Raw genomic sequence first — 15,349 nt, 5'->3', positions numbered from 1 at the left:
GGCTCCTCGGCGGCGCCGCCGGTTCGGCGCGGGACGACGGTGGGTCACGGGAGTATCAGGATCGCCGTCGAGTTATGTCAATAACTTACGACTGGATGTGTGAGATGTAATTAAATTACATTCGAGGTGCGGGCAGGCCGGGGCGCGGGGCGGACGGGGGCACCCGGGGGCCTGAGCGAAGGGGATGCGGGACCGCCGCGGGAAGCGGACCGGCGAACGGCCGACGTGCCGGCGAGGGTGTTACGGGCGACGGCGACGGCGCCGCTGCACGGCGGCGTACGTCTCCTGAAGTGCCGCCGCGGAGGCGTCGTAGGAGCGCTGCGCCACGGCGACGAACAGGCAGTCGATCAGGGCCAGCTGGGCGATCCGGCTGACCGTGGCGCCCGAACGGAACGGTGTCTCACGCACGGACGTGGTGAGGACCAGGCCGGCCGCCTCCGCCAGGGCGGACCGCGGGAAGTTGGTGAGCGCGACGGTGGTGGCACCCCGGGCGGCGGCCGCGGCCAGCGGCTCGACGGTGTCCTCCGTCTCCCCCGAGTGGGAGATCCCGATCGCCACGTCGCCGGGGCCCAGCAGCGCGGTCGCCGTCAGGGCGGCGTGGACGTCCGTCCACACGAACGCGATGTGGCCGACGCGGTGCAGCTTCTGGTGCAGGTCCTGGCCCACGAAGGCGCTGGCGCCGACACCGAAGATGTCGACGCGCCGGGCCGCGGCGATGGCGTCGACGGCCCGGGCGAGGACAGCCGGGTCCACGCCGCGGGCGGTCTCGTCGAGTGCGCGGACCTCGTTGTAGAAGATCTTCTTGACGATCTGTTCCAGGGTGTCGGACGGATCGATGTCCGTCCCGAGCGCCGACCGCTCGCCGCCCACCGCCCGCTCGTGCGCGACCGCGGCGGCCAGGGCGAGCCGCAGCTGGGGGTAGCTGCCGAAGCCGAGCGTCCGGCAGAAACGCAGCACGGTCGCGGGCGACGTGGCGGCCCGTTCGGCGAGCACGCCGATGGAGAGTTCCGAGCTTCCGGCCGGGTCTGCGATCACCGCGTCGGCCACCCGCCGCTCGGAGGGCGGCAGCGTGGGACGGCCGGCGCGGATACGGGTGAGGGCATCGGCTCCGCCTCCCCCGGCGGGGCCTCGCTCCGGCTCCGGCGTGCGGGGCTCGTCCCGGCGGCTCATCGGCTTCCTCCTGCACCGGACGACGAGGGCGTACGCACCGTGACAGGCAGTTAATCACAACACCGGGTCAGATCGGTGCCATGACGTGCGGCGCCGGAGGCGACCCGCTCGCGCCCGCCCGCCACGGGGCGCGCACCTGGCGGCGAGCACCGGGGCTCCGCCGCGTGCGGCGGAACGAGAGGGTCAGCCGCGCGCTCCGCCGTGTGCGGCGCAACGAGAGGGTCAGCCGCGCGCCGACGACAGTGCGGCGGCGACCCGCTCGGACGTCTCCGGTGGGGTCGAGGCGTGCGGGGAGAGCCGCAGCGAGTCCGTGCGCGCCGTCACGGTGACCCCCTCGGACTGCAGGGCCTTGGCGACGAGCGCGGGATCGCGGCCCGGAAGCGCGAACGAGAGGATGCCGCCGCGCCGCGCCGGGTCGGCCGGGGAGAGGACGCGTCCGCCGAACCGTTCGACGACCTCGCCGAGTTCGGTGACCCGCGCCTCGATGGCGCTCTCGATCGCGGTGACGGTGTGCCGCTCCACGACGTCCAGCGCCGCGGCGAAGGCCGCTGCCGCCACCGGGCTGAGATTCGTGATCGACCACCGCCGGGCATCAGGGGCGGGCGGATGCTCCGCGCCGTCGAAGAGGCCGACGTCCTCGACGCCCGTCCAGCCGGTGAGGACCGGCTCCAGGGAGTCGAGCGCCCGGTCCGACAGGGCCGCGAAACCCGTGGACCAGCCCGCCCGCAGCCACTTCTGGCCGCCCACGACCAGGACGTCCGCCGCCTCCCAGGGCATGTCGGTCACGCCGAACGCCTGGATGGCGTCCACGATCAGCAGCCGGTCCTCGCCGATCACCTCGCGCAGCGCCGCCAGGTCGGCCCGGAAGCCGGTACGGAAGTCGACGGCGCTGACGGACAGGGCGACGGTGTCGTCGGTCAGTGCGCCGCGGACGAGGTCGGGGTCGACGCCCTGGCCGGGCGCCGGGTCGAGCCAGCGGGGCGTGACCCGCCCGAGGCTCGCGGCGCGGCGCCACGGGTACTGGTTGGAGGGGAAGTCGGAGCGCGGCGCGAGGACGACGCCTTCGCGCATGCCGAGGGCGGCATGGAAGAGTCCGGTGGACGCGTTCGGCAGGAGCACGACGTGCCCGGGGTCCGTGCCCGCCAGCCGGGCCGCGCTCTCCCGTGCCGTCCGATCGGCCCGCATCAGGCCGTCCACGGTGGTGTGGTCGGCACGGGCGGACTCGTCCATCGCACGCGCGGTGGCCGCCACGACGTCCCGCGACGGCGGGCCGAACCGTGCGAAGTCCAGATAGCCGGCGGGGGTGTCGAAGTGGGCTGCGTACGACGTGAGCACGGGCGCGCTTCCTTCCGGGACGGGCGATCGAGTGGAGCGTGCGGTCGCGGGCCGAGGGGTGCGGGTAGGTCGGTCCACCGCTCCCCGGGCGTCCGTCGCGGCCGTGCCCGTCCTACGTTACGGCCCCGGGCGCAAGGCCCCGCGCCCGGGCCGACGGCGGCCCCCCGTGCCCGTCGGCGGCGGCCATGGGCGCCCGGAGCGTCGGCGGACGACTCCCGCGGCAGCCATGCGTCCGCGGTGCCGGAGGAACGGGCGGCCGCACATCGGGGGCCGCCCCGTCCGATATCGATTCAGTGCCCTGTCGCCAACGCCGTTCCGACGAAACCCCGTACGGTCTCCAGCGCCTCCGCCCGGTCCGCGGGGACGAGTCCGATGCGTGTGCGCCGGTCGAGCAGATCGGCCTCGTCCAGGGCGCCCTCGTGGCGCAGCGCCCACAGGAGTTCGGCGCCCGTGACGGGATGGCCGGGCAGGAGCGGTTCGCCGAGCCGCGCGTCGCCCCCGGCCAGGGCCAGCACCGCCGGTGCCTCGGTGCCGTAACGCTGGACCAGGCGGCGGGGCGCCCGCAACCCGGCCAGCGCGCGGGGCGCGGCGGCTCCGACGAGCGGGAGCGACGCGGTCGGGGAGGGGCCCGCGGCGAGGCCGCGGGCGGCGACCGCGGCGTTCACGGCGTCCTCGGCCATCCGCCGGTACGTGGTGAGCTTGCCGCCGACGACGCTGACCACGCCGTCCGGTGAGGTCAGTACCGCGTGCCGGCGGGAGATGTCCGCCGTGCGTGCGGCCGTGCCGGGCGTCGCCGAGGTGTCCAGCAGGGGGCGCAGTCCGGCGAAGGCGCCGACGACGTCGTCCCGTCCGACGGGCGTGTCCAGCACCGAGCCGAGCACGTCGAGCAGGAAGCCGACGTCGGCCTCGGGGGCCTCGGGGACGTCGGGGAGGGGGCCGTCCAGGGGTTCGTCGGTCAGACCGACGTAGACCCGGCCGTCGTCCTGGGGCAGGACGAGGACGAAGCGGTTCGTCTCACCGGGGACCGGGATGTGCAGACCGGCGGGGAGCGGCCCGATGTGCTCGGAGCGCAGGACGAGGTGGGTGCCCCGAGAGGGCCGGATCCGGATGCCGTCCACCAGGTCGCCCGCCCACACGCCGGAGGCGTTGACCACGGCGCGGGCGCGGATCTCGCCCTCCTCGCCGGTGAGTTCGTCGCGGACGCGGGCGCCGGAACCGGTCAGTTCCAGGGCCCGGACGCGGGTCAGGACGCGGGCGCCGTGCCGGGCGGCCGTGCGGGCCACGGCGGTCACCAGGCGGGCGTCGTCGGTGAGTTTCCCGTCCCAGGACAGCAGGCCGCCGCGCAGCCCGTCCGGGCGCAGCGCCGGGGCCATGTGCCGGGTCTCGACCGTGGTCAGCCGACGCGGGGCGGGCAGCGTCGCGCGGGCCGTGCGGGCGGTCAGCCGCAGGGTGTCTCCGGCCCGGAGTCCGGCCCAGGTCAGGGCGGCCTGTCCCCGGGAGACGAGCGCGGTCAAGGGCAGCACGAACGGCTGGGGGCGTACGAGATGGGGCGCCGTGCGTTCCATCAGCACGCCGCGCTCGACCGCGCTCTCGTGGGCCACGTCGAGCTGCCCGGAGGCCAGGTAGCGCAGCCCGCCGTGGATGAGCTTGGAACTCCAGCGCGACGTACCGAACGCCAGGTCGTGGGCGTCGACGGCGACGACGTCCAGGCCCCGGGCCGCGGCGTCGAGGGCGACTCCCGCACCGGTCGCGCCGAGGCCGACCACCAGCACGTCCACGACACGGCCGTCGGTGGCCTCGGCCAGGTCGCGGATGCGCCGCGCGGCGGACAGGGAGCTTCCGGCGGCGGGGTTGCTGGTCGGGCTCATGGGGTGAGGGTCCTTTCCAGAACGGTGCGCAGTTCGGCCAGGAAGGCGGCGGTGTCCAGGTCGGCGTCGTCCTCGTCGGCCATGGTGCGCAGCGACAGGGCGAAGGACTGCAGGATCAGCAGGACGGTCCGCGCCTGGAGTTCGGCGGGGGACTCGCGCACGGAGCCGTCGGCGTGCCCCGTGCGCAGGGCGTCGGCCAGCAGGTCCAGCAGTGCCTCCTGGCTCGCGCCTCGACGGTCCAGCATGTAGGGCAGGAGGAGTTCGGGATCCACGTCGACGATCTTCTGGAAGAGCGGATGGGCCCGGAACGCCGTCACTCCCGCCACCAGGCCGTCGACCAGCGTCGCGCGCGTGCTCGCCTCCGGTCCGCTCTCCGGCATGGCGTCCATGGCCACCGCGATCCACTCACGGGTCATCAGATCGCCGACGAGGGTGCGGACGTCGGGCGAGCGCCGGTAGAGCGTCATCCGGGAGACGCCGGCGCGGCGGGCCACGTCGGTCATGGTCGTGCGGCGGACGCCGACCGCGAGGACGCAGTCCCGCACGGCGTCCAGGACCACGTCGGTGTCGGAGGAGTTCTGCGGAACCGATCCATTGTGACGAATAGGCGTCATGTGTAACAGTGTAACGCCCGGACCCGCTCCGGCGGCACACCCTCGAGAACTGTGTGAGGACGACACGCATGGACATGCTGTGGAACGGCTGGGGCGACCCGGCCAGGGCGACGCCGCTGCCCGACGACGTGACCGGGCTGCTGCGCGACTGGCTCGGCGTCACACCCCATCCCACGGCCCCGGCACCGCTGGAGAAGGCCGAGATCGCCGCGCCCGGCCTCGAAGGCCCCGCCCACCGGGCACTGCTCCGCGCGGTCGGCGACCGGAAGGACCTGGTCCGCACGGACACGGAGACCCGCGTACGGCACACCCGCGGCAAGTCCACCCCGGACCTGCTGCGCATCCGCGACGGCGACACCGCCGACGCGCCGGCCGCCGTGGTCCTGCCGCGAAGCCACGACGAGGTGGCCGCCGTGCTCCGCGCCTGCGCGGAGCACGGCCTGCCTCTGGTCCCGTTCGGCGGCGGCACCTCCGTCGTCGGGGGACTCGTCCCCGGCGGCCGGACCCCCTTCGTCGCCCTGGACCTGCGCCATATGAACCGCCTGCTCGACCTCGACCCGGTCTCCCGCACCGCCACGCTGGAACCCGGCCTGCGCACCCCCGAGGCCGAGGCGCTGCTCTCCGAGCACGGCTTCACCCTGGGCCACTTCCCGCAGTCCTACGAGTGGGCCACCATCGGCGGCTACGCCGCGACCCGTTCCAGCGGACAGGCCTCCGCGGGCTACGGCCGGTTCGACGAGATGGTGCTGGGCCTCACCCTCGCCACGCCCGAAGGCACCCTGGACACCGGCCGGGCCCCCCGCTCGGCCGCCGGACCCGACCTGCGCCAGCTGCTGCTCGGCTCCGAGGGCGCCTTCGGCGTCATCACCTCCGTGACCGTCCGCGTCCGGCCCGTCCCGGAGGTACGACGCCACGAGGGCTGGCGGTTCGCCTCCTTCGACGCGGGTGCCGCCGCCCTGCGCCGGCTCGCCCAGGACGGTCCGCGCCCCACCGTCCTGCGGCTGTCCGACGAGACCGAGACGCTGATCGGCCTCGCCCAGCCGGACGCCATCGGCTCCGCCGCCGCGGAACAGGGCGCCGGATGCCTGGCGGTGGTCGGGTTCGAGGGCACCGAGGACGACACCGCGCGGCGCCGCGCGGACGCCGCGGCCGTCCTCGCCGACTGCGGCGGCACCTTCGCGGGCGCGGAGCCGGGCGAGCGCTGGGCGCACGGCCGCTACTCGGCGCCCTACCTGCGCGACTCGCTCCTCGAAGCGGGCGCGTTCGCCGAGACGCTGGAGACCGCCGCCTACTGGTCGCGGCTGCCGGGTCTGTACGACGCCGTCCGTGAGGCGCTGACCCGCACGCTCACCGAGGGCGGCACCCCGCCCCTGGTGATGTGCCACATCTCGCACGTCTACGAGAACGGCGCCTCCCTGTACTTCACCGTCGTCTCCGCCCAGGGCGCCGACCCGGTGGCGCACTGGACGCGCGCCAAGCACGCCGCCAACGACGCGATCCTCGACGCGGGCGGCACCATCACGCACCACCACGGAGTGGGCACCGACCACCGCGACTGGTACGTCCGGGAGGCCGGGGAGCTGGGTGTCGCGGCACTGCGGGCCGTCAAGCGACGGCTGGACCCGAAGGGCCTGCTGAACCCGGGCGTCCTGCTGCCCACTGAGTGAACCCGCCGCCGCGGCCCGTCCCTTCGTCGGCCGACAGCCCGGCACCAGTTCGGCACCGGCCCTTCACCACCGTCACCACCGTCAGCCCGGAGGCACATCGATGCGACAGTTCACCGCCGTCGTCAACCCCACCGCGGGCGGAGCGACCGGCGCCGCGGCGCTGCTCAAGGTGGCCCGGCTGCTGCGGGAGGCCGGCGCCGGACTGGAGACCGAGTACAGCCGCAGCCTCGCCCACGCCCGCGAGCTCGCCGGGCGGGCCGGAGAGCGCGGTCGGGTGGTCCTCGCCGTCGGCGGCGACGGCATCACCGGGGGCATCGGGGGCGCGCTGAGCGGCACCGAGGCGGTGTTCGGCGTCATCCCCGCCGGGCGCGGCAACGACTTCGCCCGGGCCCTGGGGCTGCCCGACGACGCCGAGGCCCTGGCCGGCATCCTGCTCCACGCCGCACCGCGTGCCGTCGACACGATCGAGCTCACCTCGGCCGTCCACGACCGCACCGTCGTCCTCGGCAGCGTCTACGCCGGGGTGGACGCGCTCGCCAACCGCCATGCCAACCGCGCCCGGCTGCTGCGCGGCACCGCTTCCTACTACGCCGGGGCCCTGCGCGCCATCAGCACCTGGCGCCCCGCCCGCTACCGGGTCACCGTCGACGGGGAGGAACACGCCTACTCCGGCTACACCGCGGTGGCCGCCAACTCCGGCTACTACGGCTCCGCCCGCCTCGTGGCCCCGGGCGCCCGGCTGGACAACGGCCTGCTGGACGTGGTGATGATCCGCGATGCCCCGCGTCGGCTGTTCTTCGCCCTGATGAAGGAACTCGACAAGGGCACCCACGTCGACCGGCCCCAGGTGACGGTCGTCCAGGGCAAGGAGATACGCATCGAGGCGGACAGGGAGATCCCCTACGGCGCCGACGGCGAGGTGGAGGCGGTCCTTCCCGTCACGGCCAGGGTGCTGCCGGGCGCACTGCGCGTCCTGCACTGAGGAGCCCGCCCGGGAGCGGGCGTTCCGGACCGGCCGACCAGCCGACGGACCGCGGCGCGGGACTGCCGCCTCCCGGCTCCGGTGGACAACCGCCCGCGGGTCAGTGACCTACCGCGTCAGCGTCCTGGGCGCAGGAGTCCCGACTCGTACGCGAGGACGACGAGTTGGGCCCGGTCCCGCAGTCCGCGTTTGGCGAGCAGGTTGCCCACGTGCGTCTTGACGGTGCTCTCCGCGAGGCAGAGCACCGTGCCGACCTCGGTGTTGGACATGCCCCGGCCGACCAGCCGCAGCACCTCCCGCTCCCGTTGGGTCAGGTCGTCCAGGGACGGCTGCCCCGCGCCGTCCGGCGGCGGCCCGCTGAGGAACTCCTCCAGCAGACGACGGGTCAGGACCGGGGCCAGCAGGGCGTCGCCCGCGGCGACCGTGCGCACCCCCGCCGTCAGCTGCGCCCGGGGCGCGCTCTTGAGCAGGAAGCCCGAGGCCCCGGCCCGCATCGCGTGGTAGACGTACTGGTCGAGATCGAACGTGGTGAGCACGAGGACCCGGCTGCGCGGCGCCGTACGGGCGAGTCTGCGGGTGGCCTCGATACCGTCGAGCAGCGGCATCCGGATGTCCATCAGCACGACGTCGGGATCGGTGCGTCGCACCTCGCCGAGCGCCTCCACCCCGTCCGCGGCCTGGGCGACCACCTCGATGTCCGGTTCGCCGGAGAGGATGGCGGCGAGTCCGTGCCGGATCAGCATCTCGTCGTCGGCGACCACCACCCGGATCATGCCGACACCCCCACCGCGAGCGGCAGTCCGACCCGCACGGTGAACCCGGCGGCCACGTCCAGCGTCATGCTGCCGCCGCAGACGACGACGCGCTCCCACATGCCGACGAGCCCCTTACCGGTGCCGCCGTCCCCGGAGGAGGCCACGGGGGTCGCCGTGTGCACCTCTATCTCCAGGAGGTCCTCGTCGTAGCGCAGCCTCAGATCGGCCGTGGCGGAGGCGGAGTGCTTGAGCGCGTTGGTGAGCGATTCCTGCACGACGCGGTAGGCGCACAGGGAGACGCCCTGGTCGAGCGGCCGCGGCCGGCCCTCCATGGTCACGCGCACCGTGAGTCCCGCGGCGTCCATGGTGGACACCAGGCGGTCGAGATCGTCGAAGTGCGGTTGCGGCTCGCGCGGTTCGGGCTCGTCGGGAGCGCCGTCGGCCGGTGTCCCGTCGTCCCGGAGCAGTCGCAGCAGCCGGGCCAGTTCCACCAGGGCGCCGCGCGAGGCGTCCGCTATCGCCGCGAACGACCGCTCCGCCGTGGCCGGGTCGGTGGTGAGCATCCCGCGGCCCGCCTCGGCCTGGACGGCGATCACACTCACCGCGTGCGCGACGAGGTCGTGCAGTTCCCTGGCGATGCGCTGGCGCTCGGCGACCAGGGCCCGGCGCGCCTGCTCGTCACGGGTGCGCCGCAGTTCCGCGGCCTGGACGGTGAGCTGCTGCACCGCCGTGCGCCGGCGCCGGTAAGCGGCTCCGACGGCGGCGGGCAGCGCCACGAACAGCAGGATCGTCGGCACGATGTTGCCGGGGTCGGAGTCGGACGGGTCGTTCAGGATCGCCACGACGAGGGCGGCCGAGTTCGCGGCGACCGCGGCGGCCAGCCGGACGAGGGGCAGGTACACCGCCGCGCTGTAGACGGCGACGATCAGTGCGAGCAGCACCGCCACCTCGTCGGAGGGCTCGGCGCCGAGTGCCGTCAGGGCCATGGCCGTGGCGACGCCGAGGGCCACCGTGAGCGGGTGGTGCCGGCGGACGGCGAGCGCGCCCGTCGTGACGACCACAGCCAGCAGGTGTTGCGGCCTGGCTTCGGGATTCAGCGGCGCGTCCATGACCTCGAACACGCCCAACAGGCAGAGCAGTGCCGCGGGAACCATGTCCAGGAGGAGTTCGAGCCGTCTTCGACTGGCCAACACGGTGGCGAGTATAGGGCGGACGTGATCGAACGCGGCTCCCCCTGTGGTACCGGTTCGGGCCCTGCGAGTTCCGACCGGGGGGTGAGCCCCTCGGTACCGCGGGCCGGGGCGCTGGGCGGCGCCGGCTGACACCTTCGTCGGTGTGCCGGGCCGACCGGCCACAGTCACTGGAGGCAACCATGCTTCACCGCACCTGGCGCGCGCCCGCGCTCTCCTACGCCGCGCTCGCCGCGGCGCCGCTGTTCGGGCTCGTGTCCGAACTCGTCGTCCCGCGCGACACGACGACCACCGCGCAGGACGAGATCCGGTTCATCGCCGCCCACGCCGGGGGCTTCCTGGCCGCCGACCTGCTCGCGTTCACGGGCGCGGCCCTGTTCGTGCTCGGACTGGTCGGACTGGTGCCGGCGGTCTCCGGCCGCGGCCGGACGGCGGTGCGGATCGGCGGGGCCATGGCGATCACGGGTTCCCTCGCACTGGTCGCCCACCCGTTCCTGCTGCTGGCGATCCGGGATCTGGCCACGGCGGACAACCTCGCGGTGGCCGCGTCCGCCAACGACACCATCTCCGACGGCGTCGCGGCGATGATCATCCTGGCGGCCCGGCTGCTCGCCTTCGATCTGGGCCTGGTGGTCCTGGCGATCGGGCTGTGGCGGGCGGGGGCACTGCCCGTCTGGCTCGCCCCGGCGGGATTCCTGGCGCTCGTCGCGGACTTCTCCCCCAGCTCGTACAACGCCGTCCTGATGTACCTCGTGCTGGGTGCGACCTTCACGGTCATGGCCGTGCGCGCACGCCGCCTCGGGGACGCCGTCCGTCCGGTGCCCGAGCCCGCGGCCGCCGGCGCGAGCTGACCGCCGCGGCCACGGGCCGCGTCCGGCGACGCGGCCACCCACGCCGTCGCACGTCCCGGATCAGCACTCGTGGGCCCGGCCGCCGGAAGTACCGGCGGCCGGGCCCACGAACGGCTGTGCCGCACCTGCCTCGTGTCACGTCGGGGGCGGCAGGCGTGAGTGGTGAGCGCGGGGCGCGAGTGCGCTCGGGGAATGCGCCGTCCGCCTCATAAGGGATGTTTGCGCACCCTGGGTGCAAGACCGCCCCTTTCGCGCCGTACCGCACGCCTGGCAAGGCTGATTGTCTTGCTGCAGCACACGGCCACTCGCGCACCACCGGCCGTTCTGCTCACTGGTGCTCGTACAACCGGGAGGGAATGTGTCCGCTGCGGACGGCGTCGCCGGTCCCGCCGCCGAAGAGGCGGCGCCGGCGGCATCCGCGGAGCGCGAGCTCACCGGCCTCGGTACGCGTGCGGCGCGCCGGCCGGCCACCACCGACCGGACCCGGCAGCAACTGCGTCTGACCGTGGAGGAGATCCGCGAACGCCAGGAGCGGGAGCTGCTGGACAACCGGGAGGGCGTTGTCGGCCTGTACCGGACCGGCATCCCCGAGGAGCACCAGCCCGGACTGAACGTCCGGTTCACGGGTGTCGACAAGGCCGCCCGCACCGACTGCCCCGTGACCGCCCCCTACTCGCCGGCCATCCTCGTACCCGACGCGGCGGAAGTCCCGGAGCACGTCCGGATCCGCCGGACCGCCGACTGACCAGGTGGAGCACACGTCTATGACCAGCCCTTCGCGTACCGCCGCCGGAACGTCGCTGCCCGGCCCGCCGAACCTCGTCCGGAGCCTGCGCGCCCGGCGCGGCGGAGCCGTTCCGGGACTGACGTACCGGCCGGCCGCGCCCGCCGACCCGGAGAAGGTCGAGGAGATCGACCGCAGGCTCGAGGCCTGGGCCCGCGGCCTCGACCTGTTTCCCGCGGAGTGGAGCGGGGACTTCGGCCAGTTCCGGTTCGGCCGCGCCGTCGTCCTGCAGCACCCCGCGGCGGCCGACCTGGAGCGCCTCACGGTCGCCGGCAAACTGCTGCTGGCCGAGAACATCGTCGACAGCTGCTACTGCGAGGAGGACGAGGGCCGGGGCGGCGCGCGGCGCGGCCTGGGCGGCAGGCTGATCATGGCGCAGTCCGCCCTCGACCCCTTCCACGGCACCCCCGACACCGAGCAGGAGTGGCGCGAGGGCGTCCAGGCCGACGGCCCCTTGCGGTCGTACCACTGGGCGGTGAAGGACTACGCGCTGCTCGCCACGCCCAGCCAGGTCGACCGGCTGGTGCACGACCTGGCCCGGCTGCACATGGGGTATCTCGCGGAAGCCTCCTGGTCGGAGACGCGTCACATGCCGCGTGTCTGGGAGTACCTGGTGATGCGGCAGTTCAACAACTTCCGGCCCTGCCTGTCCATCATCGACGCCGTGGACGGCTACGAACTGCCCGAAGCCGTCTACGCCCGCCCGGAGGTGCAGCGCATCACCGTCCTGGCCTGCAACGCCACCACCATCGTCAACGACCTGTACTCGTTCACCAAGGAACTGGCGAGCGATCCCGACCATCTGAACCTGCCCCAGGTGGTGGCCGCGAACGACCGGTGCGGCCTCAAGACGGCGTACCTGCGCAGCGTCGACATCCACAACCAGGTCATGGACGCCTTCGAGACGGAGGCGGCGGCGCTGTCCGCCACCTCGCCGCTCCTCGAACGCTACGCCCGCGGCCTGGCCGACTGGGTGGCGGGCAACCACGAGTGGCACGCCACCAACACCGACCGCTACCGACTGCCCGACTACTGGTGACCCACGTCCTCGGCACGACCAGCCGTAGGCCGATCAGCACTCGCACCTGTACCACAGCACGAAGGAGTCAGCGTTGACCACCATGCACACCGGCACCGCGCCCGCGGCGGTTCCCACGCAGTCCACGTACCAGAACCGCATCGCGGACTACTGGAACGCCGAGGAGAACCCGGTCAACCTCGAACTCGGAAAACTCGACGACCTGTACCACCACCACTACGGCGTCGGAGAGGCCGACCGATCGGTGCTCGACGAGCCGGACGCCGACCGGCGCCGTGAGCGGATCACCCATGAACTGCACCGGCTGGAACACGCGCAGGCCGAGCTCCTCGCGTCCCATCTGGGCGAACTCTCCCCCACGGACCGGGTGTTCGACGCCGGCTGCGGTCGGGGCGGCGGCAGCGTGGTCGCGAACCTGCGCTACGGCTGTCATGCCGACGGGGTCACCATCTCCGCCAAGCAGGCCGACTTCGCCAACGAGCAGGCACGCAAACGCGGAATCGACGCCAAGGTGCGCTACCACCACCGCAACATGCTCGACACCGGCCTGACCACGGGCGCCTACGCGGCGTCCTGGAACAACGAGTCCACCATGTACGTCGAACTGGACCTGCTCTTCGCCGAGCACGCCCGCCTGTTGCGCCGGGGCGGCCGCTACGTGGTGATCACCGGTTGTTACAACGACACGTACGGCCAGGCCTCTCGCGAGGTCTCCCTCATCAACGCCCACTACATCTGCGACATCCACCCCCGCTCGGCCTACTTCCGCGCGATGGCCCGCAACCGGCTCGTTCCCGTGCACGTCCAGGACCTCACGGCGGACGCGATCCCCTACTGGGACCTGCGCCGCGAGGCCGACCACCTGGTCACGGGCATCGAGGACACCTTCCTGAACGCCTACCGCAACGGCAGCTTCCAGTACCTCATGATCACCGCCGACCGGGTCTGACTCCATGAAGCGGTGCGGGTGGCACGTGCGTACGGCCGCCCGCACCGCCGGCTTCTACTCCGCCGTGGCCAGCTCCACCGCCGACAGCACGTCGGACCGGTCCGGCGGTCCGGAGGCGCGGCGCACGACACGGCCCGCGCGGTCGAGGACGAGAACGGTCGGGGTGCGCATCACGTCGGCGCGCCGCACCAGGTCGAGCCGTGTCTCGGCGTCGATCTCCACGAACGCGACGCCGCCCGTCGAAGCGGCGACGTCGGCCAGCAGCCGCCTGGTGCCGGGGCAGAACGCGCACATGGTGGTCGAGAACTGCACCAGGGTCGCTCGCTCACCGAGCGCCTGCCCCAACTCACGGGCGGACAACCGCAGTCCTCCGTCCCGTCCGCCGTCGCGCAGCCTGCCGTCGCGGCGGGCCCGGAGCAGACCGAAGAGGAGGGCGGCAGTCGAGACCACGGCTGCCACGGTCAGTCCCGTCGGATCCCCCATGGTCACGTCACCCGCTCAGCCGGGCGCGGCCACGTGCCGCGAGGAGGTAGACCTCGCAGCCCAGGCAGTAGCCGAAGGCGGCGTTCAGCAGCGCGGCGGCCAGAGCCGCCGCTGCCGCCGTGATGCCGAGCCAGGTGACACCCGTGAGGTATCCCGCGGTCCCGACCAGCGCGAAGCCGAGGCCGACGGCCTGCGCGAACCGCGGGGGCCGCTCGTCCTCCAGCTCCGCCGGCGGGCCGAGTCGGGGGCGTACCAGGCGGCGGTAGAGCCAGCCGTAGGGCGACCGGCGCAGGCCCAGGGCGGCGCCTACGGCGAAGACGACGGCCTGCGCGGCCAGGAGCGGACCACTGCCGGTGCCCAGGACCACGAGGAGGACCAGGGTGGTGAGGGCGGCGGCGAATCGGGGCCCGCGCGGGTCGACACGGACGGGCGCGGCAGGGGTTCGGTCGGGCATGTCGTACTCCGGGACGGCAGAAGACGGTTCCTGAGGGACGGGGTGCGCGTGTCAGCGACACGCGGCGGACCACACCCGACCGAAGTCGATGTGAGCCCTGATCACCAGGAACGTCGCGGAGGACATGGCCGGTATTGCAGCAGCCGCCCCCCGACGCCGTCAACCGGCGCCCACCCACCGGACACCGCGCCCGGCCGGCTCAGCGCCGTGCGGCGAGGTCCCGGTGGACGGCTCGGGCGACCGCCTCCACGGTCGCCACGCCGGCCTTCATCGTCTTGTTGTCCTGGGTGAGCACGGTGAGGGTGTAGTCGCGCCCGCCGCCGGTGAAGGCGGCCATGCTGTGCACCCGCCAGCCGTGCGCCGTGCGCGACAGCCAGCCGTTCTTGACGTGCGTCCCGGCGGCGGCCGGCGCGCCCGCGGGGGTGCCCCAGCGCTGCGAGGGGACGACCTTGTTCATCAACTTGAGGAGGTAGGCGCGCGCCGCGTCGCTGAGGACGCTGTTGCGTTCCGTGATGAGGTTCAGCAGCTTCTGCGTGTCGGCGGCCGTGATCCGGGTCAGGCCCCAGGTCCGTTCGCCACCCGGCACCGTGCTGGTCATCCCGGCCTCGGCCAGGAACGCCTCGATCTTGGGCACGCCGAGCTGCTTCCACAGTGCGCTGGTGGAGGCGTTGTCCGACGCCGTGATCATCTTGGTCGCGTGGTCGGCCTCGGCCTGGGTGAGACGGCGGTCGTGCCTGCGTGCGTCCCACAGCAGCGTCGCCAGGACGGTGACCTTGACGACACTGGCGGAGTCGAACCCCCGGTCCGCCCGGAGCGTGCACACGGTGTTCGTCGACGGATCGCGCAGGGACACCGCCGCGACGGCCGTCCTGTGCTCCAGGGCCGCCGAGATGTCCCGCTGCAGCGTCGCGGCGAGCCCGGGCTGCCCCGAGGCGCACTTCACCGGGGGCGTCGCGGCAACGGCGCCGCCCGCTCCCCACCCCACGACAGCGGGGACCGCGACGCCGGAGACGATCGTCGTGGCCACGAGACGCCGGGATATCCGCGTGAGCCCCATTCGCTCCGCCCGTTCTTCCGATGCTTTCGGTGACTATGGGCAACCAGTGTGAAGGAGGGGCGGTATCAGATGGAACGTGACGTTCGCTACGGAGTGCCCGATCCGCGCCGGTTCCCCGGGCGGTCGGAAGGGTCGGGGACGGCGCTGCGGC

15 protein-coding genes are annotated in these 15,349 nt (G+C 73.6%); 6 read left to right on the top strand and 9 right to left on the bottom strand.

The window, feature by feature from the left end; all coding sequences use genetic code 11:
- Positions 1-240: 240 nt before the first annotated feature.
- From ACWCPM_RS07160 to ACWCPM_RS07145, 4 genes are all read right to left on the bottom strand, one after another.
- The gene (locus tag ACWCPM_RS07160; RefSeq protein WP_450975125.1) at positions 241-1,170 is read right to left on the bottom strand and encodes a MurR/RpiR family transcriptional regulator; all 930 of its coding nucleotides are present in this window, start codon (positions 1,168-1,170) and stop codon (positions 241-243) included.
- Between the two features lie 222 nt (positions 1,171-1,392).
- Positions 1,393-2,505, bottom strand: coding sequence for an aminotransferase class V-fold PLP-dependent enzyme (locus ACWCPM_RS07155; RefSeq protein WP_450975124.1), 1,113 nt, complete (start codon positions 2,503-2,505; stop codon positions 1,393-1,395).
- A gap of 290 nt (positions 2,506-2,795) precedes the next feature.
- On the bottom strand, positions 2,796-4,373 hold the full coding sequence (locus tag ACWCPM_RS07150) for a glycerol-3-phosphate dehydrogenase/oxidase (protein WP_450975123.1): 1,578 nt from the start codon (positions 4,371-4,373) through the stop codon (positions 2,796-2,798).
- A complete protein-coding gene (locus ACWCPM_RS07145) occupies positions 4,370-4,987 on the bottom strand; it encodes a TetR/AcrR family transcriptional regulator (protein ID WP_450975122.1) in 618 nt (205 codons plus the stop codon). Before ACWCPM_RS07145 ends, ACWCPM_RS07150 begins: the two co-directional genes overlap by 4 nt.
- A 68-nt stretch (positions 4,988-5,055) precedes the next feature.
- On the opposite strand from ACWCPM_RS07145, the gene ACWCPM_RS07140 reads away from it, so the two are divergent.
- The gene (locus ACWCPM_RS07140) at positions 5,056-6,654 is read left to right on the top strand and encodes an FAD-binding oxidoreductase (RefSeq protein WP_450975267.1); all 1,599 of its coding nucleotides are present in this window, start codon (positions 5,056-5,058) and stop codon (positions 6,652-6,654) included.
- Between the two features lie 100 nt (positions 6,655-6,754).
- Complete coding sequence (locus ACWCPM_RS07135) at positions 6,755-7,636, top strand: YegS/Rv2252/BmrU family lipid kinase (protein WP_450975121.1); 882 nt, start codon at positions 6,755-6,757, stop codon at positions 7,634-7,636.
- Positions 7,637-7,752: 116 nt separating this feature from the next.
- Here ACWCPM_RS07135 and ACWCPM_RS07130 read toward each other — a convergent pair whose 3' ends face one another.
- Both ACWCPM_RS07130 and ACWCPM_RS07125 read right to left on the bottom strand, forming a co-directional pair.
- Complete coding sequence (locus ACWCPM_RS07130) at positions 7,753-8,409, bottom strand: response regulator transcription factor (RefSeq protein WP_450975120.1); 657 nt, start codon at positions 8,407-8,409, stop codon at positions 7,753-7,755.
- Complete coding sequence (locus ACWCPM_RS07125; protein ID WP_450975119.1) at positions 8,406-9,581, bottom strand: sensor histidine kinase; 1,176 nt, start codon at positions 9,579-9,581, stop codon at positions 8,406-8,408. The genes ACWCPM_RS07130 and ACWCPM_RS07125 overlap by 4 nt, the downstream gene beginning before the upstream one ends.
- Before the next feature lie 182 nt (positions 9,582-9,763).
- On the opposite strand from ACWCPM_RS07125, the gene ACWCPM_RS07120 reads away from it, so the two are divergent.
- From ACWCPM_RS07120 to ACWCPM_RS07105, 4 genes are all read left to right on the top strand, one after another.
- Positions 9,764-10,432, top strand: coding sequence for a hypothetical protein (locus ACWCPM_RS07120; RefSeq protein ID WP_450975118.1), 669 nt, complete (start codon positions 9,764-9,766; stop codon positions 10,430-10,432).
- A gap of 358 nt (positions 10,433-10,790) precedes the next feature.
- Positions 10,791-11,177 (top strand): hypothetical protein, encoded by a 387-nt coding sequence (locus ACWCPM_RS07115; RefSeq protein WP_450975117.1) that lies wholly within the window; start codon positions 10,791-10,793, stop codon positions 11,175-11,177.
- Between the two features lie 19 nt (positions 11,178-11,196).
- On the top strand, positions 11,197-12,255 hold the full coding sequence (locus tag ACWCPM_RS07110; protein WP_450975116.1) for a family 2 encapsulin nanocompartment cargo protein terpene cyclase: 1,059 nt from the start codon (positions 11,197-11,199) through the stop codon (positions 12,253-12,255).
- A gap of 82 nt (positions 12,256-12,337) precedes the next feature.
- The gene (locus ACWCPM_RS07105) at positions 12,338-13,204 is read left to right on the top strand and encodes a geranyl diphosphate 2-C-methyltransferase (RefSeq protein ID WP_450975266.1); all 867 of its coding nucleotides are present in this window, start codon (positions 12,338-12,340) and stop codon (positions 13,202-13,204) included.
- A 54-nt stretch (positions 13,205-13,258) separates the two neighbouring features.
- On the opposite strand, the gene ACWCPM_RS07100 is transcribed toward ACWCPM_RS07105, so the two are convergent.
- From ACWCPM_RS07100 to ACWCPM_RS07090, 3 genes are all read right to left on the bottom strand, one after another.
- Positions 13,259-13,687 (bottom strand): TlpA family protein disulfide reductase, encoded by a 429-nt coding sequence (locus ACWCPM_RS07100; protein WP_450975115.1) that lies wholly within the window; start codon positions 13,685-13,687, stop codon positions 13,259-13,261.
- 7 nt (positions 13,688-13,694) lie between these two features.
- A complete protein-coding gene (locus ACWCPM_RS07095) occupies positions 13,695-14,141 on the bottom strand; it encodes a DUF4395 domain-containing protein (RefSeq protein WP_450975114.1) in 447 nt (148 codons plus the stop codon).
- 199 nt (positions 14,142-14,340) lie between these two features.
- The gene (locus tag ACWCPM_RS07090; RefSeq protein WP_450975113.1) at positions 14,341-15,198 is read right to left on the bottom strand and encodes a serine hydrolase; all 858 of its coding nucleotides are present in this window, start codon (positions 15,196-15,198) and stop codon (positions 14,341-14,343) included.
- Positions 15,199-15,349 lie beyond the last annotated feature (151 nt).

Source organism: Streptomyces sp. NPDC002309 (assembly GCF_053593375.1).
Note: the sequence above shows the minus strand (reverse complement) of the source record. Positions and strands in the feature narration are given on the sequence as shown.